The organism is Shinella curvata, assembly GCF_022899935.1.
GTDB lineage: Bacteria > Pseudomonadota > Alphaproteobacteria > Rhizobiales > Rhizobiaceae > Shinella > Shinella curvata.
The window spans coordinates 325574-346255 of sequence record NZ_JALJCJ010000006.1 but is presented as its reverse complement, the minus strand read 5'-3'; the positions used below and the strand labels follow the sequence as shown (position 1 = coordinate 346255).

Sequence of the window (20682 nt, the reverse complement as noted above, 5' to 3'; positions counted from 1 at the left end):
GAAGGCGACGGAGGCCGCAGAAACGGAGATGGCGGACCGTACCGAAAATCGATAGAAAGCCGTCCTTTGGGAGCCATCGGTCAATGGCCGGTGGACATATTGAAGCTAAACCCCGCGCTCTCTACGCGCGGACCATGAGAGTGAGTATGACGGACAACGAGCGCGACGACGGTCTGAGGCCCGATCCCGATGCATTGCTGGCCCTGGCGGAGAAGGACCGCAGGGGCAAGTTGACCGTTTTCCTCGGGGCTGCGCCGGGTGTGGGCAAGACCTACGCCATGCTGACACGCGCCGGGCGCCTGAAGGCCGAGGGCGTGGATGTTGTCGTCGGTCTCGTGGAGACCCACGGGCGGGGCGAGACGGCAGCTCTTGTCGAAGGTCTGGAAGTGTTGCCGCGTGCGCTTGTCGAACATCGCGGCAGGACGCTGGAGGAGTTCGATCTCGACGGTGCGCTTGCGCGGCGTCCGAAAATTGTTCTTGTCGATGAACTGGCCCATTCCAATACGGAAGGCAGCCGCCATCCGAAGCGCTATCAGGATATCGAGGAGCTGATCGCGGCGGGCATCGACGTTTGGACCGCGCTCAACATCCAGCATCTGGAAAGTTTGTCCGACGTCGTGGCGCAGATCACCGGCGTGACGGTGCGCGAACGCGTTCCCGACGTGGTGTTGAAGAAGGCCGATGAGGTTCTACTCGTGGATTTGCCGCCGACCGAGTTGATCGACCGCCTCAAGGACGGCAAGGTATACCTGCCCGAGAGCGCCAGCCGCGCCGTCGATCGCTTTTTCCGCCTCGGCAACCTGACGGCGCTGCGCGAGCTTGCCCTGCGCCGCACCGCCGACCGGGTGGATGAACAGGTGGTCGATTACCTCAAGCAGAACGCCATCGAAGGCCCCTGGGCGAGCGGCGAGCGGCTTCTCGTCTGTATCGGGCCGGACGATCTTTCGGAAAAGGTCCTGCGCGTGGCAAGCCGACTTGCCTCCGGCCTCAATGCTCCCTGGATCGTCGTTTCCATCGAACGGGCCGACCGGGAGTCCGAGACGACCGCGCGTCTGCAGCGCATGGAAGCGCTGTTTAGGCTCGCCGAACAGCTTGGAGCAGAGACGCGCCGGATCGTCGGCACCGATTTCGTCGAGGAAATCCTGAAACTTGCCCGCCGCGAACATGCGACCCAGATCGTCATCGGCGCGCGAGGCAACCGCGGCTGGCGTAAATTTCTCCTGCCGTCGCTGCCCGATGCGCTGTCGCGCCGGGCCGCCGGCCTCGGCGTCTATTTCGTGACCCCGGAGAAGAAGGAAAAGCCACCCGCGCCAGCGCGTTTAGCGCTGCCGGGCATTGCCTCCTACAGGCAGTCGGCGCTGATTGCCGCAGCGCTCACCGGTGCGACCGCGCTTGTCGGCAAGCTGGTCTTCGTGTTCGCTGAATTGCCGAACATTTCACTGCTCTTCCTGCTCGCCGTTCTCGGCTCCGCCGTGCTTGGGGGCTATGTCTCTGCGTTCATTTCGGCGGTTCTTTCGGCGCTCGCCTATAACTTCCTTTTCATCGATCCGCTGCACACCTTCACGATAACGGCGCCGCACGAGGTGTTTGCGCTGGTCGTCTTCCTGTCGGTGGCGATCATCGCCGGTGGTTTTGCCTCGCGCATCAAGGAACAGGCGGAGGTCGCCCGCGTGCGCGCCACCGCGCTGCAATCGCTCTACGAGTTCTCGCGAAAGCTTTCGACGGCGGACAAGGCGGACGATGCGATCTGGCTTGCGGTCTCCCATCTCCAGGCCAGCCTCAAGCGCAACATCGTGCTGTTGATGCCCGACAAGACCGATCTCAAGGTTTCCGCCGTCTGGCCGCCGGATACCGAGCTCGACGTCACCGATTTTACGGCGGCACGATGGACCCGAGACAAGCAGGAGGTGGCGGGCGCGGGAACCGGTACGCTGCCGAACAGCCGCTTTGAATTCCGCCCGTTGATGGGACCGCACGGCCTCGTCGGCGTTTGCGGCATCCAGGTGAGCGAAGAGCAATTGGGACCGAATGCCGAGCGGGCGCTTTCGGCCATTCTCGACCAGACGGCCATTGCGCTCGACCGTGCACGGTTGTCGGAGGAAAGCGTGCGGCAGGCGGCGCGGCTGGAGGGCGAGCGCTATCGCGAAGCCCTGCTGTCGTCGATCTCGAACGATCTGCGCACCCCGCTATCTACCATCATGAGCGCCGCCGCCAGCCTCCGTCAGGCCGGTGACGAGATGGAAGCGCGAGGCCGAGACGATCTCCTCCTGTCCATCGAGGAGGAAGGAGGCCGCATGAGCCTCTTCGTCTCCAATCTGCTTGACATGACGCGTATCGAAGCGGGCACGCTGAAGCCAAGGCGCGAGGGGATCGACGTCTCCGACGTTATTCACGCCGCCGTCGAGCGCGCGCGAAAATATTTCCCGGGAACCACGATCGAAACGGGCATCGCGCCGGACCTGCCGATGATCGAGGGTGACGCGGTGCTGCTCGGTCAGGTGCTCTTCAACCTGCTGGACAATGCCGTGAAGTTCGGCGGTGAGGAGCCGGTCAATGTTTACGCGCGGCGCGACGGGCAGGACGTGCTGATCTCCGTCACCGATCTCGGCAAGGGTGTTGCACCCGCAGAAATCGACCGCATATTCGAAAAATTCTACCGGCGCGGCAAGCCGGACGGCCGCTCGCCCGGCACGGGTCTCGGCCTCTCCATCGCCCGCGGCTTCGTCGAGGCGATGGGCGGCAAGGTTCATGCCGAAAGCCCGGCGGTGAAGAAGCGTGGCACGCGCGTCGTCATCCGCTTTCCTGCGGGCGAGACCGCAAGGCCCGGCAAGGCGAAATGAGCGGCGAGCGTGTCCGTGGATGGCGGGTGCCGGCGGAGTACAGGCTCAGCCGGCTTTTTCCATGATCGGCGGCACCTGCACCACGGTGATGTCCGTCGCGCCGGAATCGATGATGCCGAAGACGGCCTCCAGCATTCTCGGCACGTCCTGCCGCACCATTTCGATATGGTCGCCGAGCATGGCGACGAAGGGATCCCAGTCGAAGCAGCCGAGATGCGGCATGCGCTCGGCATAGTGACCGGAACGGCGGATCCAGCGCATCACGCCTTCCAGTGAGATCGTCGAGTTGACGAACATGCCGCGCGGCAGATCGCTTGTCCGTTCTGCGAGTTGCCTCATGGCGCTTTCCGCCTTCTCCGGTGCGTAGCCGCAGGTTTGCACCAGCATCTCGTCGACGGGAACGCCGGCTTCCGCATGGGCATCGCGAAAACCGCGAACGCGCTCCATCGTGTTGTGATCTGTACCGCGGCCGCCGATGAAGAGGAGGGGGGCCTTTTCGCCATATTCCCGCTCGCAATTGGCGAGCACCCGGCGCGTCAGCTCCAGCGCTCCGCCATAGTTGTCGGAAATGACGGATGGAGCGCGGGAGCCGGGGAGATCGAGATTGATGGTGCGCACGCCGGCGGCGGCGCACAGATCCATGACGCGGTCGGGGTCCGTGGCGCCGGTCGCAACCAGGCAATCGACCTGATAGGACAGCATGGTGCGCGCCGCTTCCAGCTCCAGCGCCGGGTCACGCATCGTGCAGGTGATGATCGGGAAGAGGCCGCGCGCGCGGGCGAGTGCCTCGAACTGCTCGACGATCGAACCGAAATAGCGGTTGTCGTATTTCGGCACGATCATGCCGATGATTTTCGAACGGTCGCGGCGCAGCACGCTCGCCTGCATGTTGACCGCATAGCCCTGTTCTTCGGCCAGTTTCGTGATCTTTTCCGCAAGCTTGGCGCTGATGCGCCGCTTCTTCCAGTTGCCGTTGAGAACGGCGCTCACGGCGCTGGCGGATGTTCCTGCCAGCTCCGCCAGATCATAGATGGTCGTCCTTTTGGCGGGCGTCGTGCGATTCACATGTCATCTCCATTTCGAAAGCCACCTTGACACCATTAGCGTTTGGTGACAATTCTTGCTTCATCGATTGAGCAGATATGCTCCATCGATGAAGTTGCCTGAACAGCAAGGCTGACCCAAGGGAGGAGTCAGACGGAGCATCGACGAACCGGACGTTGCGGCGTCGCTGCAGCGAACGATGATCTGCGCGCTTTCGGCGTGTGGAGGCGGTCCGGCTTTGTCGCCCTTGGCGGCTTGAGGTCGCCGGCGAACGAACTGAACATCAACTGTGGAGGAACCCCATGAAGACGCTTACCATCCTGCTCGCCTCGACCGGCCTTGCCCTGTCGCTCGGCAGCGCCGCCCTTGCCCAGGAAAACGCGACCGTCGCCTTCCTGATGCCCGACCAGGCCTCGACCCGCTACGAGCAGCACGACTATCCCGGCTTCAAGGCCGAAATGGAAAAACTCTGCGCCACCTGCACGGTGATCTATCAGAACGCCAATGCTGACGTCGCACTCCAGCAGCAGCAGTTCAACTCGGTGATCGCGCAGGGCGCCAAGGTCATCGTGCTCGACCCGGTCGATTCCGCTGCGGCTGCCGCACTGGTCGAAATCGCCCAGTCGCAGGACGTCAAGGTCATCGCCTATGACCGCCCGATCCCCGACAAGCCGGCTGACTACTACGTCTCCTTCGACAACCAGGGTATCGGCAAGGCTATCGCCCAGTCGCTGGTCGATCACCTGAAGGCCAAGGGCGTTCCGGATGGCGCCGGCGTGCTGGAGATCAACGGCTCACCGACCGATGCGGCCGCCGGCCTGATCCGCGACGGCATCCACGAAGCGCTCTCGGCTTCGCCCTACAAGACGCTCGCCGAATTCGATACGCCGGAATGGGCGCCGCCGAAGGCACAGGAATGGGCCGCCGGCCAGATCACCCGCTTCGGCGACGAGATCAAGGGCATCGTGGCTGCCAATGACGGCACGGGCGGCGGCGCGATCGCGGCTCTCAAGGCTGCCGGCGTTAAGGAAATGCCGCCGGTGACCGGCAACGACGCGACGATTGCCGCCCTCCAGCTCATCATCTCCGGCGACCAGTACAACACGATCTCCAAGCCTTCGGAAATCGTGGCTGCCGCTGCCGCCGGTGTTGCCGTCAAGCTTCTGAAGGGCGAGACCCCGGAAGCCACCCACAAGCTCTACGAAACGCCTTCGCAGCTGTTCGTTCCGGCGGTCGTGACGGCTGAAAACATCAAGGCCGAGATCTTCGACAAGGGCATCAACAAGCCGGAAGAAGTCTGCACGGGCGAATATGTTGAAGGTTGCCGCAAACTCGGCATCATCAACTAATTGAGCCCATCGTGTCCGGCCGTGGCCTCCCGCGGCCGGACATCTCGATCAGTCGCAAGGTCTTTCTGAAGGTTCTGGGGCCATGACAGCCACGTTAAGTCTTCCCGCCAAGGGGCAATCGGTCATACGTCTCAGCGGCGTATCCAAGAATTTCGGCGCCGTCTCCGCGCTGACGGATATCGAACTCGACGTGAAGGCGGGCGAGGTCGTCGCGTTGGTCGGCGATAACGGTGCCGGCAAGTCGACGCTGGTCAAGGTGCTTGCCGGCGTGCACCAGCCCTCGTCAGGCACGATCGAATTCTGCGGCCAGCAGGTTTCGCTCGACACGCCCGCCAAGGCGCTGGACATGGGCATCGCCACCGTCTTCCAGGACCTTGCGCTCTGCGAAAACCTCGACGTCGTCGCCAATCTCTTCCTCGGTCACGAAATGTCGCCTTGGGCGCTCGATGAAGTGGCGATGGAAGTGCGCGCCTGGACGTTGCTACGCGAGCTTGCCGCCCGCATCCCGTCTGTCCGCGAACCCATCGCCTCGCTTTCCGGCGGTCAGCGCCAGACGGTGGCCATCGCCCGCTCGCTGCTGCTCAACCCCAAGCTCATCATGCTGGACGAGCCAACGGCGGCACTTGGCGTTGCGCAGACGGCCGAGGTGCTGAACCTCATCGAGCGCGTGCGCGATCGCGGCCTCGGCGTCATCATCATCAGCCACAACATGGAGGACGTGCGCGCCGTGGCGGACCGGATCGTCGTGCTGCGCCTCGGCAAGAACAACGGCGTCTTCACGCCCAAATCCTCCAATCAGGACCTCATTTCCGCCATTACAGGCGCCACGGACAATTCCGTTTCGCGCCGTGCCGACCGTAAGGCCGGCGAAGCCCAGGAACACAACGGGGGTGCAGCATGAGCCAGAATCCATCCCAGCCCATGCTGGACCGCAGCGACGAGCGCGTGCGCCACGATGACAGCCTTGCCGCCGTGGCCAAGGGTTTTATCGACCGCGTGCGCTCCGGCGATCTCGGCATGTTGCCCGTCGCCGTCGGCCTCGTCGTCATCTCCATCGTGTTTTCCGCGCTGAACCCGATCTTCCTGGCGCCGAACAACCTCGTGAACCTGCTATTCGACTGCGCTACGGTTGGCGTCATCTCGCTCGGCATCGTCTGCGTGCTGGTACTTGGCGAAATCGACTTGTCGGTCGGTTCGATGAGCGGTCTCGCCTCGGCCATGGTCGGCGTGCTCTGGGTCAATCAGGGCTGGCCGATTGCTGGTGCTATTCTGGCCGCCCTCGTCGTCGGTGCAGGCGTCGGTCTGCTCTATGCGACGCTCTATAACCGTCTGGGCATGCCGAGCTTCGTCGCCACGCTCGCCGGCCTGCTCGCGCTGCTCGGCATGCAGCTCTACATTCTCGGCCCGACCGGTTCGATCAATCTGCCCTATGCCTCGTCACTGGTGCGCTTCGGCCAGATCCTGATCATGCCTGACTGGCTGTCCCACACGCTTGCGCTACTGCCCGGCCTCGTGATGATCGGTCGTGGTTTGCGGACCCGCAACCAGCGCCTCGCCGCCAACCTCTCGGCCCAGCCTATGCGTGCGCTGATCCTCAAGGCCGCCGTTCTGACGGTGGCGCTGGAGGCCGCGGTCTTCTATCTCAATCTCGGCCGCGGCATGCCCTGGATGTTTGCGCTCTTCATCGCGCTTGCCGTCATCCTCAACTACGCGCTGACGCGCACGCAATGGGGTCGCTCGATGTTCGCCGTCGGCGGCAACAAGGAGGCGGCGCGCCGCTCGGGCATCAATGTGCGCCGCATCTATATGAGCGCCTTCATGCTCTGCTCGACGCTGGCGGCCCTCGGCGGCATCCTCTCGGCCTCGCGTCTTGCCTCTTCCAGCCAGCAGGCCGGCACGGGCGACGTCAACCTCAACGCTATCGCCGCAGCCGTCATCGGCGGCACCAGCCTCTTCGGCGGACGCGGAAGCGCCTATTCGGCCCTGCTCGGCATCATCGTCATTCAGGCGATCTCGAACGGCCTGACGCTGCTCAACCTGTCGTCCTCGCTGCGCTACATGATTACGGGTGGCGTTCTTGCCATCGCCGTCATCGTCGACTCGCTCGCCCGTCGCTCCCGCGTCAGCCACGGCCGCGCCTAACGCATATTGGAATGGAGTTTTAGATCATGACTGACCTCATGAAAGGCAAGATCGCCGCCATCACCGGTGCCGCCTCCGGCATCGGCCTCGAATGTGCCAAGACGCTTCTGGCCGAAGGCGCGAAGGTGGTGCTCGTCGATCGCGCCAAGGACAAGCTAGAACAGCTCTGCAAGGAGCTCGGGCCGAACGCCCTGCCGCTCGTCGTGGACCTGCTGACGCCATCCGATGTCTCCGGCATGCTGCCGCGCATCCTCGAGATTGCCGGCGGACTGGATGTCTTCCACGCCAATGCCGGCGCTTATATCGGCGGTCCGGTGGCGGAAGGCGATCCCGATGCCTGGGACCGCATGCTGAACCTCAACATCAACGCGGCCTTCCGCTCGGTTCATGCTGTGCTGCCCTACATGATCGAGAAGAAGACGGGCGACATCCTGTTCACTTCGTCGATCGCCGGTGTCGTGCCCGTCATCTGGGAGCCGATCTATACGGCCTCGAAATTCGCCGTGCAGGCCTTCGTGCATTCGACGCGCCGGCAGGTGGCGCAGCATGGCGTGCGCGTCGGTGCGGTCCTGCCTGGCCCGGTTGTAACGGCGCTGCTCGACGACTGGCCGAAGGAGAAGATGGACGAGGCGCTTGCCAATGGCAGCCTGATGCAGCCGAAGGAAGTGGCCGATGCCGTGCTCTTCATGCTGACGCGGCCGCGCAACATCACGATCCGCGACCTCGTCATCCTGCCCAACAGCGTCGATCTCTAAGCGAGTGGCAAGCGGCATGACGCCGCTTGCCCGAAAAATTCCTGATTGCAGGCGGTAGACCCATGAGCACTCCTTCCTCCGCGCAGCCCCCGGGCGGCGAACGCTACTTTGTCGGCGTCGATGTCGGCACGGGCAGCGCCAGAGCCGGCCTCTTCGATCTCTCCGGCCGCATGTTGGCTTCGGGAAAACGCGACATTTCGCTGTTTCGCGAGCCGGGCGCGATGGTCGAGCAGTCGAGCACGGAAATCTGGGCTGCTGTCTGCGCGTCGGTGCGCGAGGCGGTCGAGAAGGCGGGGATCGCACCGGAAAGCGTCGCTGGCATCGGCTTCGATGCGACCTGCTCGCTGGTTGTGCTCGGGGACGGGGGCAAGCCGCTGCCCGTCGGCCCCTCGGAAAACCCCGAACGCGACATCATCGTCTGGATGGATCACCGCGCCGTGGATCAGGTCGAGCGTATCAATGCCGGCGGATATGATGTGCTGCGCTATGTCGGCGGTATCATCTCGCCGGAGATGGAAACGCCGAAACTGCTGTGGCTGAAGGAAAACCGACCCGCGGTCTTCGATGCCGCCTGGCAGTTCTTCGATCTCGCCGATTTTTTGACCTGGCGCGCGACGGGCGATCTTGCCCGCTCGACCTGCACCGTGACCTGCAAATGGACGTATCTCGCGCATGAAAAGCGCTGGGATCCCGGCTATTTCCACGGCATCGGCCTCGGTGTTCTTGCAGACGAGGATTTCGCGCGCATCGGCCAGCGCGTCGTCGAACCCGGTACGCCGCTTGGCGAGGGCCTGACCGAGACGGCGGCGGCCGAACTCGGCCTTGTCGCCGGCATCCCGGTTGGCGCTGGCATGATCGATGCCCATGCGGGCGGTATCGGCACGGTCGGCGTCGATGGCCCGCCGGAAAACAATCTCGGTTATGTCTTCGGCACCTCTTCCTGCACCATGACCTCGACCCACGAACCGGTCTTCGTGCCGGGTGTCTGGGGGCCGTATTTCTCCGCAATGGTACCGGGCATGTGGCTGAACGAGGGCGGCCAGTCGGCGGCTGGAGCCGCCATCGAACAGCTTCTTTCCTTCCACCCGGCTTCAAGCGAAGCTGCGGCGCTGGCAAAGACGCGCGGGCTCTCCTTGCCGGTGCTGTTGGCGGAACTGGCTTCGGAGAAGGCGGGCACGCTGTCCGACGTAGCATCGTTGGCGGATGGGCTGCATGTCGTGCCGGAGTTCCTCGGCAACCGCGCGCCCTTCGCCGATCCCCATGCCCGCGCCGCCATTGTCGGCCTCGGCATGGAGCGCGACCTCGACAATCTCGTCGCGCTCTATATCGCCGGCCTCTGCGGCATCGGTTATGGCCTGCGCCAGATCATCGATGCGCAGGCCATGGCCGGCGCGCCAATCGACAAGATCGTCATCAGTGGCGGTGCCGGGCAACTCGATCTCGTGCGCCAGCTTCTGGCCGATGCGACGGGCAGGCCCCTGCTCGCAACACGCGCGGAGGAACCCGTTCTGCTCGGCGCGGCCATCCTTGGCAGCGTCGCCGGCGGAGCCTTTCCGGATGTGCGTGCCGCCATGGCGGCACTTTCGGCAACCGACCGCGCCTACGAGCCTGCCGGCGGCGAGACCCTTGCCTTGCATGCCAGGCGCTACACAGCCTTCCAGCGCCTGCAAGCCGTGGCACGCGACATCCGCTAGCGGCTGAGCAGCAGTGCGACAGGTTCGGCACAGAGCAGTTCCGAAAGCGGAATGGCATTGCCGAGCATGATCTCACGGTCATCGAGCACGGACCGCACGGTACGGCCGGCAAAACCGGCAGGAATGGCCAATGAAACGTTCTGCAACGCTGCCTCGGTCAGGTGGAGCGTATCCGGCCGGGTCTTGCCGAAGACGAGACGCGGAACGACCGTGATTGCAAACGCCTCGGGCGTGCCGCGCAGAAAGGCGAGCGCCTGCCGCGAGCTATCGGAAAGCTGCAACGGGCGATAAGGCCCGCGAAACGGGCGGGGCTCGTCGTTTCGCGCCGCAAGCGTAGTCGCGATGAGCCATTGCTTGTAGTCGGCGAAGTTTTCACGGATGGGGCGTGGGTGGGCGGGCACGATCAGCGGTGCCACGTTCAGAAGGGGGCGGTTGTCGGGATCGACCAGCGAAAAATCGCCGCGCTCGCTGCCTTGGTAAAAATCGGGAATGCCCGGTGCCGTCAACTTGACCAGCGTCTGCGCCAGAGCGTTCGCCAGGCCGGCCTCGATGAAGGGCGAAAGCGTTTCGGCGAAGTCGTTCAGAAAAGCGCTGTGGCCGAGAATATCCTCGACGAAGTCGGTGACGTTTTGCTCATAGCCGGCATCGGGCGCGCTCCAGTTCGAGCGGATCTTGGCCTCGCGCAGCGCCTTCATCATGTAGGGCACCATACGTCTGCCGATATCCGCGTTGCCGTATTCCGGCCAGATGCCGGCCAGCGCCTGATAGATCAGCCACTCCACGTCGGGCTCCGGCACCACGCGTCCATTGTGCAGGCGGCGGAAACGGGAATTGAGGCCGGCCCAGCGCTCCACGGCGTCGATCCAGCGTTCCGGCGCTTCGCTGAGAGTATAAAGCCGCGCCCGGGCATCCTCGCCGCGTTTGGTGTCGTGGGTCGACGTCGCCGAGAGACCGTGCGGCATGGTCTCACATCGTCCCTGCATGGCGGCATGGAAGGCGGCCGGGCCACCGGTGACATCGCCCGGATCGCCGCCGACCTCGTTCAGCGCGATGAAGGCGTTTTCCCGATAGAAGAGCGTATCCTCCAGTGCCTTGGCCATGATCGGGCCGCTCACCTGCTGGAAGCGGCTGCGGAATTCGGCGCAATCCTTCAATGTGTCGGCGACACGGTCGTCGGCAAGCAGTTCCCAGACGAAATCGATAGCCTCGCACACCTCCGGCGAGGCGCTCTCCTGTGCGGTTTGCCGAGCGGTCGCAAGCCGTTGACGGTCCCGTTCCATGACGCCGGCCGAGGTCATGTAGGTCCGGTAGACGGGCAGGGCGATGATGATCGCGCGTACCGCCTCGGTCAGGAGGCTGCGCGAAAGGTCGGCATTGGCAAGGTCTGCCATGCCGCTCGCCAGCGTTGCCAGACGGTGGACCTCGCCTTCGAAATTGTCGGTGAGCATCTGCCGTTTGCCGGCTTTCGCCTCCTCGGCGTAGGTGCCCCGATGCTCTTCGTTCTTCAGAGGGCGGAAGGCGTCGGCAAGCCGCCCGCCTTCCTGTTCGTCGGCGAATGCATCGGCGAGCGCGGTGATGAATTCGTAGCCCGTCGTTCCCGCAACCGGCCATTCCGGCACAAACGGCTCGTGCTTCTCAAGGATCTTTTCCACGACGATGTAAACGTCGGGCCCGACGGCGGCACGCAGGCGTTCCAGGTAGCCCGCCGGATCGGCAAGCCCGTCGATATGGTCGATGCGCAGGCCATCGATGATGCCGTCGTGCACGAGATCGAGGATCAGCCGGTGGTAGTCGTCGAAGACTGTGGGATCCTCGATCCGCAGCCCCGCAAGGCCGGCGATCTCGAAAAAGCGACGGTAGCTGAGGTGCCGGCTCGCCGTCTTCCAGTCCGTGAGTTGCCAGGGCTGCGCTGCATGGATGGCGATGATTCGTTCGAGGTCTGCCGAGAGCGTTTCTAGGTGTTTTTGCAGGGCGTCGCGAGAGCCCGACGCAGACAACGCGGCGGAGTGAACCGCACAGCCCTGTGGATCCTCTTCCGGATTGGGCATGCCGGTGAATATGCCCGCTTCTGCCAGCAATGCCTCACAGGTCCGGGGATGCAGCGGATAGAAGGTGTCGTGGTAGGCGAGGGCAAGGGCATCGTGCCGAGCGTCGATGGCGAGCCGGATGGTGCCATCGGCCAGTTCCGCCGCAAAACTCTTGCCAAGAAAGGGCAGGGTCAGTTTTTGCGACCAGTCGATGTCGAAATGACGGGCAAAGACACTTTCGGCGCCCCAGGTAACGACACTGCGCCACCATGGATTTTCAAGGCTTGCGGCCATGTGGTTGGGCACGATGTCGAGGAGAAGGCCCATGCCGTGCATGTGGAGATCCTTCGCCAGCAGCCGCAGTCCATTCAGGCCGCCGAGGGCGGGATCGATCTCGTCTGCGCGGATGACATCATAGCCATGCGTCGAGCCGCCGACGGCGGTCGTGAGGGGAGAGGCATAGAGGTGGCTGATCCCCAGCTGCTTAAGATATGGGACCAGTTGGCGCGCGCGCGCGAAGTCCATGCCATTGCGAAACTGCAGGCGGTAGGTCGAGTGGAGAGATGTCATAAAGCCCAGAAGATGCGAGTAAAGCCCGCTCCTAAACGCAGATGCTCCTGTTTTGTTCCAAATGGTTCTCCGGACTTTGGGGATGGTCCTTTCGATGCCGCGGTTCCCGCTGGCGCTCCCCGCAGACGATGTGACAAGGTGCGCATGGCAGGAGAGGAGTTCACCCATGGGCAATCATCTTTTCGACGCGATCCGGGTTGCTGCTGCGCCGGAAGCGGTCTTCATCGAAACCGCCGATGGCAGGCAATGGACCTACGGCGACATGATCGCGCTCTCCGGGCGGCTGGCGGCAGCGCTTCGGACGCTTGGCGTGCGTGCCGGCGATCGGGTCGCGGTGCAGGTCGAAAAGAGCTCCGAGGCGCTGATGCTCTATCTGGGGTGCCTTCGGGTGGGCGCCGTCTACCTGCCGCTGAACACGGCCTACACGCTGGCCGAGCTCGATTATTTCATCGGCGACGCCGAGCCGGCGCTTGTCGTCGTCGGACCGAAAGCCCGCGAGGGTGTCGAGGCGATCGCCAAGGCTCACGGCAGCCGCGTCGAGACGCTCGATGCCGCGGGCCATGGCAGCCTCGTCGAGCGGGCGGCGGACGAAGACCCTGATGTCGCTGACGTCGAGCGTGGCCCGGACGATCTGGCGGCGATCCTCTATACCTCGGGCACGACCGGCCGCTCCAAGGGCGCCATGCTGACGCATGACAATCTGCTTTCGAATGCGCTGACGCTACGCGACCACTGGCGCTTCACGAGTGGTGACCGGTTGATCCATGCCCTGCCGATCTTTCACACGCACGGTCTCTTCGTGGCGTCGAACGTCACGCTGCTTTCCGGTGCGTCGATGTATCTGCTCGCAAAATTCGATGCCGACGAAGCTCTGAAGCTGATGGATACGGCGACCGTCATGATGGGGGTGCCGACCTTCTATGTCCGGCTCGTGCAGCATCCCGGCCTCACCCGTGCGGCGACCGCGAAAATGCGGCTCTTCGTCTCCGGGTCCGCGCCGCTTCTGGCGGAAACCCACCGCGCTTTCTCGGAGAAGACCGGACACGCGCTTCTCGAGCGCTACGGTATGACCGAGACCAACATGAACACGTCCAATCCCTATGACGGCGACCGGATTGCCGGCACGGTGGGTTTGCCGCTGCCGGGGGTCTCGCTGCGGATCGCCGAACCGGAGAGCGGCCGGCCGGTGCCAGATGGCGAGACGGGCATGATCGAGGTGAAGGGGCCAAACGTCTTCAGGGGCTACTGGCGCATGCCGGAGAAGACGGCGGCGGAGTTTCGCGCCGATGGCTTCTTCATCACCGGCGATCTCGGCAAGATCGATGAGCGCGGTTATGTGCATATCGTCGGCCGCGGCAAGGATCTCGTGATTTCCGGGGGCTACAACATCTATCCGAAGGAAGTCGAGACCGAGATCGATGCCATGCCCGATGTCGTCGAAAGCGCGGTCATCGGCCTGCCGCATCCGGATTTCGGCGAGGGCGTGACGGCCGTGGTGGTGCGCGCGAAGGGGACTGCACTCGACGAGACGGCGGTGCTCGATGGCCTCAAGGACCGGCTGGCCCGCTACAAGCAGCCCAAACGCGTGCTCTTCGTCGAAGACCTGCCGCGCAACACGATGGGAAAGGTGCAAAAGAACGTGCTGCGCCAGACCTATGAGGATCTCTACAAGGCCTGATCATAGGCGAAGTGCTTTCGAAGAATGTCGAGAACCTCGGTTGCGAGTTCGCCGACAATGCCGCCGCGCTCCCAGGAATAGAGCGAGGCGACGACAGGTGGCTCCGGCGCGAATTCGGCAAGCGGCTTGACCCGCCAGCCCCTGGCGGCGTCGATCGGCAGCATGGAGAGGCCGAGTCCGGCCTCGATGGCCATCAGCACGTTGCGCAGGCTGGCGGAGGTGAAGGCGACGTACCAGCGTCGTCGCTCTCGCTCCAGCCGCTCGAACATCGCGTCGCGATAGAGACCTCCAGGCGGGAAGGTGACGAGCGGCACGGGATCGGGAAGGTCGGCGGCGGCGTCCACCGCGGTGAACCAGGCGATGGGCTCCTCGAAACTCGCCCAGGCGTCGGCGTTCGGCGCATCTTCCTTCAGCACGACGATATCGAGTTCTCCGGCGCGGTAGCGCCGCGTCAGGTCCGAGCGCAATCCTGTCGTGACGTCGAGCCGGGCTTCCTTGTGACGCTTGGTGAAGGCGGCGAAGACGCGGGCCATCTCGGGCGTCGCGATATCGTCCGGCATGCCGATGCGCACCGAGGTGGTGCCGGAGGTTTCGGCCACCAGCGCCAGCGCTTCGCTCTGCAAGGCGAGGATGCGGCGGGCGTGGCCGAGCAGGCGTTCGCCCGTTACCGTCAGGCGCACCGGGCGAGCGGCGCGATCGATGAGGTCGCGCCCGACCGCCTCCTCGAGGCGGGCGATCTGCTGGCTCATCGTCGATTGGGTCATGTGCAGTCGGTCGGCGGCGGCGGTGAAGCTGCCCGCATCGGCGATCGCCACGAAAGCCCGGAGCAGGCGCGGATCGAGCACGATATCTCCATTGAAAATCGGAATGGTGGGTATCTAAACATGTAATTTGCGCATGATTCAAGCGGATGGTAGCGATAAGATAGCAAGGTGGCACGCGCCCGCGCGCCACCACATGGCAGCAGAAAGTTGAATCATGGCAGATACGCGTCCCGCTCGCGATTGGGCAATGCTCGGGCTGGTCGTCCTTGTCGGGCTGAACCTCCGGCCCTTCCTCGCCGCCCCCGCGCCCATTCTCAGCGAGATTGTGGCGGATACCGGCCTGGGGCTCGGCGGCGTGGCGCTTCTGACGCTGCTGCCGATGCTCCTGATGGGGGTTGGCGCCTTCGTTGCACCGGGGCTGCAGGTGCGCATCGGCACACGGCGCGGCCTGCTTGTGGCCCTTGCCATCCTTCTGGCGGGGTCGGCGCTGCGCCTTTTTGCGCAGACCGGTATCGTGCTCATTGCGACGGCGGCCCTCTGCGGCATCGGTGTCGCCTTTATCCAGGCGGTCTTTCCCGGCATCATCAAGGCGCGCTTCCCGACGAGCGTCCCCGTCGTCACCGGGCTCTATTCGGCGATGATCATGGCGGGTGGCGCCTTTGGCGCGCGGCTGATGCCGGCCTTTGTCCATGCCGGCTATTCCTGGCGAGCGGCCCTTGCGTGGTTGGCCGTCCCGGTCGCCGTCGCGCTTGCCGCCGCCTGGCGCATCCTTTCCGATGTGCAGGCGAACCGTCCCGACGGCACGTTGACGCGCAGGCTGCTGGCGCGACCGCGCACCTGGGTGCTGATGGCCGCCTTCGGGCTCGTCAATGCAGGATATTCGTCGATGATCGCGTGGCTGGCGCCCTATTATCAGGCGCAGGGCTGGACCAGTGCCGACAGCAGCAGCCTCGTCGCGGTCATGGCCGCCTGCCAGGCGGTGGCTGCGCTGGGTCTGCCGATTCTGGCGCGCGGCAATGTCGATCGCCGCCGCTGGCTCTGGCTGACCATCGCGTTCCAGGCCATCGGCTTCTATGGGCTCGCCAATTTGCCAGCAGCCGCCCCCGTGGTCTGGGCGGGGCTTTGCGGTGCGGGTCTTGGCGGCAGTTTCGCGCTTGCCCTCGTGACCGCGCTCGATCATCTGCCGCGACCGGAGCAAGCCGGCGCGCTGGCCGCGCTCATGCAGGGTGGCGGCTTCCTCGTCGCGGCGCTCGGCCCCTATACCGTGGCGCTGCTGCACGACTGGACCGGGGGCTTTGCCGCCGGCTGGATGATGCATCTCGGCTGCGTGCTGGTGACCGCGTTGCTCTATCTGCGCTTCGATCCGCGCTCCTACCCGCAGGCAATGCCTTCGGCCGGCTGAAAGAAAAAAACCGCGCCCCGGTGGAGCGCGGGTTGTCAGTATGTCGGGGCGGACAAGTCCTCCCGGCTTCTTCTCCGCCATCCTCGGTGCAAACCGGATCATGACGGAGCAGGAATGGGCAGCCGCTGGCGAAATTAGCGACGGCCACCCAGAGGGCGCAACGCCGCGTGCCGGTTGACATCCTTGTAGAGCAGGTAGCGGAACGGTTCCGGGCCGCCGGCATAGCAGGCCTGCGGGCAGAAGGCGCGCAACCACATGAAGTCGCCCGCTTCCACTTCCACCCAATCCTGGTTGAGGCGATAGACCGCCTTGCCCTGAAGCACGTAGAGGCCGTGTTCCATGACATGGGTTTCGGCGAAGGGAATGACGGCGCCCGGCATCAGCGTGACGATGGTCACATGCATGTCGTGGCGCAGGTCGTTGGGATCGACGAAGCGCGTCGTCGCCCAGCCGCCGTTCGTACCGGGCATTTCCGAAGGCTTGATATCCTTTTCGTTGAGGATCAGCGGCTCGGGATGCGGCAGGCCCTCGACGGCCTCGTAGGCCTTGCGGATCCAGTGGAAGCGCGCATGGGCGCCCGAGCGGTTGCGCAGCGACCATTTCAGGCCCGGCGGCAGGAAGGCGTAGCCGCCCGGCTGCAGCGTGTGTTTGCCGGTCGGGATCGTCAGTTCGACCTCGCCGTCGACGACGAAGAGCACACCTTCGGCCTCGGCATCCTGTTCCGGATTGTCGCTGCCGCCGCCCGGCGCCACTTCCATGACATATTGCGAGAAGGTCTCGGCAAAGCCGGAAAGCGGGCGGGCGATCACCCAGAGCCGCGTGTTGTCCCAGAAGGGCAGGAAGCTGGTCACGATGTCCTGCATCACCCCCTTGGGGATCACCGCATAGGCCTCGGTAAAGACCGCGCGACCGGTTAGGAGGTCGCTTTGCGGCGGATGGCCGCCGAGGGAGGAATAGTAGCTGCGTTGCATCGTCTCAAGCCCTTTGCTGTGTGTGTTTCCGGTCTTTTTCGGCGTCCGCATCTGCTGCGGCCCGTTCCTTGAATGGATCTATGCGCCGGCGCGACGCGTCATTTCGCCCCGGCTTTTTCCAGCAGGGCGGCGATCTCGCCATAGCCGCGTCCGCGCGCATGCTGGAGCGGTGTCACGCCGTCATTGTCGGCAAGATCTGCATCCGCGCCGGCCTTGAGCAGCAGGTCAACGATCTTGACATGGCGAGGCCCGCCATCGCCGAGGATGACAGCCTCGATCAGCGCGGTCCAGCCGAGCCTGTTGACGTGGTCGACATCGACACCGGCCTTGATGAGCGTATCGACGGTCTCGACATGGCCGCGCTCGGAGGCAGGAATGAGCGCCGTGCCGCCATAGCGATTGATGCTCGTGAGATCCGCGCCGTTCGCCAGCGTCAGCCTGAGGATTTCGAGATGGCCGCGGGCGCCGGCATAGAGATAGGGGCTGTCCTCGATATTGTCCTTGGCGTTGACGTCGGCGCCCGCCTCGATCAGCGCGCGGGCGGCCTCCACCTTGTTGGCATGAGTGGCGACGAGCAGCGCGGTCGCGCCGCTGCCGTTCCGCGCGTCGATCTTCGCGCCCTTGTCGATGAGGGAAACGATGGCGGCTGCGTCATTTGCGGCGGCCGCTTTGTGCAATTGGATATCCATGGTGTCACCGGCAGCAGAAAGGGGGGAGGCGAGGGCTGCGAGGAAGAGCCAGGCAGAGAGCAGGGAGAGTTTCAGCATGTGCCGTCCCGTTGAATGTCATTCTGAACCTAGCAGGGGGGCATCCCATTAGAAAATTAAATGTGCAAATCAATATCATTCAGAAGATGGAATTCGGCGGGCATTTGGCTATAAATCCGGGAATGTCGAACAGGGAAAGGACCGGGCCATGACGGAGCAGGGACTTCTGCGCATTTCCATTGCGGTCACGGTCGTGCTGGCGGGAGTCGGCATTCTCTTCGGTATCCTCTCGGGTTCCTTCGCCATCGTTTTCGATGGCGTCTATGCCTTGACGGACGCCGTCATGACCGTCGTCGCCCTTCTTGTCTCGAACCTCATCGCCGCCTCGGCCTCCGGCAGCGGCAAGGGGCGTTTCGTCAAGCATTTCACCATGGGCTTCTGGCATCTGGAGCCGATGGTGCTTGGCCTCAACGGTATAATGCTGACAGGGGCGGCCATCTACGCGCTGATCAACGCCATCGGTTCCATCATGGATGGCGGGCGGGCGCTCGATTTCGATCAGGCGATCATCTACGCTGTCGTGACGATAGCGGTCACCGTTACCATGGCGATCATAGGCACGCGGGCGAACCGCACCATCCAGTCGGACTTCGTGGCACTCGACGCCAAGGCCTGGATCATGTCGGCGGGGCTGACCAGCGCGCTGTTCGTCGCCTTCGTCATCGGCTATTTCATCCAGGGGACGCAGCATGAGTGGCTTTCGCCTTACATCGACCCGGTCGCGCTGGCAGTCGTCTGCCTTGTCATCATTCCAATCCCCGCCGGCACCATTCGCCAGGCGCTTGCCGACATCCTGCTCGTCACGCCCTCGGACCTGAAGGGCCATGTCGACACGATCGCCAAGGCGATCGTCGAGAAACACGGCTTTCTCTCCTATCGCGCCTATGTCGCGCGTGTCGGCCGGGGCCGGCAGATCGAGCTCTATTTCATTGTCCCCGACAATTTTCCACCGCGGAAATTGCAGGATTGGGATGCGATTCGCGATGAAATCGGTATTGCAATCGGCGATGAAGGCCCGGATCGCTGGCTTACCATCGCCTTTACCACCGATCCGGAATGGGCGGACTGATCATTCCTTTCTGGAATGTTTGGTATTTTGACTATCTATTTGTGTAATGCATGGGCATGGCTGATCTTCACCGCCAGCTAACAAGGGGAACGATCATGTTCAAAAGCATTCTATCCTGCGCCATGGCTGCCGGCCTTGCCTTCTCGGTTCTCGCGACGCCCTTTACGGCGAGCGCGGACGATCTGGAAACGATCAAGGCAGCGGGTGAATTCAAGTTCGCCAACAGCGGCGCCTACCCGCCCTTCAGCTTCGTCGACGACAGCAACCAGACCGTCGGTTTCGACGTCGATATCGGCAACGAGATCGCCAAGCGCCTCGGCGTGAAGGGCACCGGCCTCAGCACCGCCTGGGACGGCATCATCGCCGGCCTGCTTGCCGGCAAATACGACTCGGTCATCGGCAGCATGACCATCACGCCCGAGCGTGAAAAGGCCGTCGATTTCGTCGGTCCCTATTATAAGTCCGGCCGCGGCGTCTTCGTGCTGGATGGCTCCGAGGTCAAGTCGATCGACGACCTCAAGGACAAGACCATCGGCGTGACGCTCGGCGAAACCCACGAGAAATGGGCGCGCGAGCGCGGCGGCTGGGAAATCCGCACCTACAAGGGTCTGCCGGAGCTCTTCCTCGAGCTGAAGGCAGGCCGTATCCAGGCGATGATCGTCGATGCCGTTCCAGTGTCGATCGCCATCAAGGAAACCGGCGAGAAGTTCACCAAGCTCGATGTGCCGGAATTCGCGGGCACCGAAGACAAGATCGGCATCGCCATCCGCAAGGGCAATCCCGAGCTGAAGGCCGCCATGCAGAAGGCGCTCGACGACATGATGGCCGACGGCACCTACGAGGCCATCGCCATGAAGTGGATCGGCTCGGACATCCGCTGATCGTTTTCGCATCCTGAGACGGCTGACCGGCGGGAAAACCCGCCGGTGGCCTGACCGACTGCCGAGGATCCGGGAATGGACATCGCTCTCATCGGCCGCATCATCCCTGTCTTCGTCCAGGCGGCCTGGACGACCGTTCAGATTTCGCTGCTCTCGCTTGTGCTCGGCCTTGCCGTGGCGGCGCTGATTGCGGGTCTGCGGCTTTCGCATCTGGCGGTTCTGCGCTTCATCGGGGCTGCCTATGTCAGCGTCTTCCGCGGCACACCGGCGCTTCTGCAGATCTTCCTGCTCTATTTCGGCGGTCCGCAGCTCGGCATCCAACTCGAACCCTTTGCGGCGGGCGCCATCGCGCTCGGCCTCAACATCGGCGCCTATATGGCGGAATCGATCCGGGGCGGCGTGCTGTCGGTGGATCGCGGGCAGATGGAAGCGGCGCGCTCGCTCGGCTTCGGCGAGGGCCAGTCCATGCGCTGGATCGTGCTGCCACAGGCCGCCAAGCTGATGATCCGCCCGCTCGGCGTCAATGCCGTGGCGCTGGTCAAGGGTACGGCGCTCGTCGCCACCATCTCGGTCGTCGAGCTCACCTATACGGCGCAGCGCTTCATCGGCTCCACCTACAAACCCTTCGAGATTTTCGCGGTGACGGCGGTGCTCTACATGATCATGGTCTACGGCCTGACGCTCGTCATCGACCGGCTCGACCGCGCCTATGCCGAGGAGGCGTAAGCC

At 63.9% G+C, this 20682-nt stretch carries 16 protein-coding genes; 11 read left to right on the top strand and 5 right to left on the bottom strand.

Annotated elements, in window-relative coordinates; translation table 11 throughout:
* Positions 1–146: 146 nt before the first annotated feature.
* Positions 147–2840, top strand: a complete 2694-nt coding sequence (locus MUU55_RS22435) for a sensor histidine kinase (protein ID WP_244762997.1) — start codon at positions 147–149, stop codon at positions 2838–2840.
* Between the two features lie 45 nt (positions 2841–2885).
* Here MUU55_RS22435 and MUU55_RS22430 read toward each other — a convergent pair whose 3' ends face one another.
* Positions 2886–3905 carry a LacI family DNA-binding transcriptional regulator gene (locus tag MUU55_RS22430; protein WP_244762996.1) on the bottom strand — a complete coding sequence of 340 codons (1020 nt, stop codon included), beginning with the start codon at positions 3903–3905 and terminating at the stop codon, positions 2886–2888.
* 281 nt (positions 3906–4186) lie between these two features.
* On the opposite strand from MUU55_RS22430, the gene MUU55_RS22425 reads away from it, so the two are divergent.
* The 5 genes from MUU55_RS22425 (at position 4187) to MUU55_RS22405 (ending at position 9824) form a co-directional block, all read left to right on the top strand.
* Positions 4187–5233 carry an ABC transporter substrate-binding protein gene (locus MUU55_RS22425; protein ID WP_244762995.1) on the top strand — a complete coding sequence of 349 codons (1047 nt, stop codon included), beginning with the start codon at positions 4187–4189 and terminating at the stop codon, positions 5231–5233.
* 82 nt (positions 5234–5315) lie between these two features.
* Positions 5316–6134, top strand: coding sequence for an ATP-binding cassette domain-containing protein (locus MUU55_RS22420; RefSeq protein ID WP_244762994.1), 819 nt, complete (start codon positions 5316–5318; stop codon positions 6132–6134).
* Entirely contained in the window at positions 6131–7375 is a 1245-nt protein-coding gene (locus tag MUU55_RS22415) for a sugar ABC transporter permease (RefSeq protein WP_244762993.1), read from the top strand. Before MUU55_RS22420 ends, MUU55_RS22415 begins: the two co-directional genes overlap by 4 nt.
* 26 nt (positions 7376–7401) lie before the next feature.
* Positions 7402–8130, top strand: coding sequence for an SDR family oxidoreductase (locus MUU55_RS22410; RefSeq protein WP_244762992.1), 729 nt, complete (start codon positions 7402–7404; stop codon positions 8128–8130).
* Positions 8131–8192: 62 nt separating this feature from the next.
* Positions 8193–9824 (top strand): FGGY-family carbohydrate kinase, encoded by a 1632-nt coding sequence (locus MUU55_RS22405; protein ID WP_244762991.1) that lies wholly within the window; start codon positions 8193–8195, stop codon positions 9822–9824.
* Here the strand turns inward: MUU55_RS22405 and treY are convergent.
* Complete coding sequence (gene treY / locus MUU55_RS22400) at positions 9821–12421, bottom strand: malto-oligosyltrehalose synthase (RefSeq protein ID WP_244762990.1); 2601 nt, start codon at positions 12419–12421, stop codon at positions 9821–9823. The two genes, MUU55_RS22405 and treY, sit on opposite strands and share 4 nt — an antisense overlap.
* 166 nt (positions 12422–12587) lie before the next feature.
* Here treY and MUU55_RS22395 point away from each other — a divergent pair, with 166 nt between their 5' ends.
* The gene (locus tag MUU55_RS22395; RefSeq protein WP_244762989.1) at positions 12588–14099 is read left to right on the top strand and encodes a malonate--CoA ligase; all 1512 of its coding nucleotides are present in this window, start codon (positions 12588–12590) and stop codon (positions 14097–14099) included.
* On the opposite strand, the gene MUU55_RS22390 is transcribed toward MUU55_RS22395, so the two are convergent.
* Positions 14087–14944, bottom strand: coding sequence for a LysR family transcriptional regulator (locus MUU55_RS22390; RefSeq protein WP_244762988.1), 858 nt, complete (start codon positions 14942–14944; stop codon positions 14087–14089). The genes MUU55_RS22395 and MUU55_RS22390 overlap by 13 nt on opposite strands.
* A gap of 133 nt (positions 14945–15077) precedes the next feature.
* On the opposite strand from MUU55_RS22390, the gene MUU55_RS22385 reads away from it, so the two are divergent.
* Complete coding sequence (locus tag MUU55_RS22385; protein ID WP_244762987.1) at positions 15078–16265, top strand: cyanate transporter; 1188 nt, start codon at positions 15078–15080, stop codon at positions 16263–16265.
* A 134-nt stretch (positions 16266–16399) separates the two neighbouring features.
* Here the strand turns inward: MUU55_RS22385 and MUU55_RS22380 are convergent, their stop codons facing one another.
* On the bottom strand, positions 16400–17236 hold the full coding sequence (locus MUU55_RS22380; protein ID WP_244762986.1) for a bifunctional allantoicase/(S)-ureidoglycine aminohydrolase: 837 nt from the start codon (positions 17234–17236) through the stop codon (positions 16400–16402).
* A gap of 98 nt (positions 17237–17334) precedes the next feature.
* Complete coding sequence (locus MUU55_RS22375) at positions 17335–17925, bottom strand: ankyrin repeat domain-containing protein (protein WP_425314220.1); 591 nt, start codon at positions 17923–17925, stop codon at positions 17335–17337.
* A 226-nt stretch (positions 17926–18151) separates the two neighbouring features.
* Between MUU55_RS22375 and MUU55_RS22370 the strand changes: the two genes are divergently transcribed.
* From MUU55_RS22370 to MUU55_RS22360, 3 genes are all read left to right on the top strand, one after another.
* Positions 18152–19072, top strand: a complete 921-nt coding sequence (locus MUU55_RS22370; protein WP_244762984.1) for a cation diffusion facilitator family transporter — start codon at positions 18152–18154, stop codon at positions 19070–19072.
* 95 nt (positions 19073–19167) lie between these two features.
* On the top strand, positions 19168–19953 hold the full coding sequence (locus MUU55_RS22365) for an ABC transporter substrate-binding protein (RefSeq protein WP_425314216.1): 786 nt from the start codon (positions 19168–19170) through the stop codon (positions 19951–19953).
* A gap of 75 nt (positions 19954–20028) precedes the next feature.
* Positions 20029–20679 (top strand): amino acid ABC transporter permease, encoded by a 651-nt coding sequence (locus tag MUU55_RS22360; RefSeq protein WP_244762983.1) that lies wholly within the window; start codon positions 20029–20031, stop codon positions 20677–20679.
* Positions 20680–20682: the final 3 nt, after the last annotated feature.

What these genes read in the sequence shown, in the direction of transcription:
- MUU55_RS22435 (WP_244762997.1), top strand. Translation starts at nt 147, where the DNA reads ATGACGGACAACGAGCGCGACGACGGTCTGAGGCCCGATCCCGATGCA.
- MUU55_RS22425 (WP_244762995.1), top strand. Translation starts at nt 4,187, where the DNA reads ATGAAGACGCTTACCATCCTGCTCGCCTCGACCGGCCTTGCCCTGTCG.
- MUU55_RS22420 (WP_244762994.1), top strand. Translation starts at nt 5,316, where the DNA reads ATGACAGCCACGTTAAGTCTTCCCGCCAAGGGGCAATCGGTCATACGT.
- MUU55_RS22415 (WP_244762993.1), top strand. Translation starts at nt 6,131, where the DNA reads ATGAGCCAGAATCCATCCCAGCCCATGCTGGACCGCAGCGACGAGCGC.
- MUU55_RS22410 (WP_244762992.1), top strand. Translation starts at nt 7,402, where the DNA reads ATGACTGACCTCATGAAAGGCAAGATCGCCGCCATCACCGGTGCCGCC.
- MUU55_RS22405 (WP_244762991.1), top strand. Translation starts at nt 8,193, where the DNA reads ATGAGCACTCCTTCCTCCGCGCAGCCCCCGGGCGGCGAACGCTACTTT.
- treY (WP_244762990.1), bottom strand. Translation starts at nt 12,421, where the DNA reads ATGACATCTCTCCACTCGACCTACCGCCTGCAGTTTCGCAATGGCATG.
- MUU55_RS22395 (WP_244762989.1), top strand. Translation starts at nt 12,588, where the DNA reads ATGGGCAATCATCTTTTCGACGCGATCCGGGTTGCTGCTGCGCCGGAA.
- MUU55_RS22385 (WP_244762987.1), top strand. Translation starts at nt 15,078, where the DNA reads ATGGCAGATACGCGTCCCGCTCGCGATTGGGCAATGCTCGGGCTGGTC.
- MUU55_RS22380 (WP_244762986.1), bottom strand. Translation starts at nt 17,236, where the DNA reads ATGCAACGCAGCTACTATTCCTCCCTCGGCGGCCATCCGCCGCAAAGC.
- MUU55_RS22375 (WP_425314220.1), bottom strand. Translation starts at nt 17,925, where the DNA reads ATGGATATCCAATTGCACAAAGCGGCCGCCGCAAATGACGCAGCCGCC.
- MUU55_RS22370 (WP_244762984.1), top strand. Translation starts at nt 18,152, where the DNA reads ATGACGGAGCAGGGACTTCTGCGCATTTCCATTGCGGTCACGGTCGTG.
- MUU55_RS22365 (WP_425314216.1), top strand. Translation starts at nt 19,168, where the DNA reads ATGTTCAAAAGCATTCTATCCTGCGCCATGGCTGCCGGCCTTGCCTTC.
- MUU55_RS22360 (WP_244762983.1), top strand. Translation starts at nt 20,029, where the DNA reads ATGGACATCGCTCTCATCGGCCGCATCATCCCTGTCTTCGTCCAGGCG.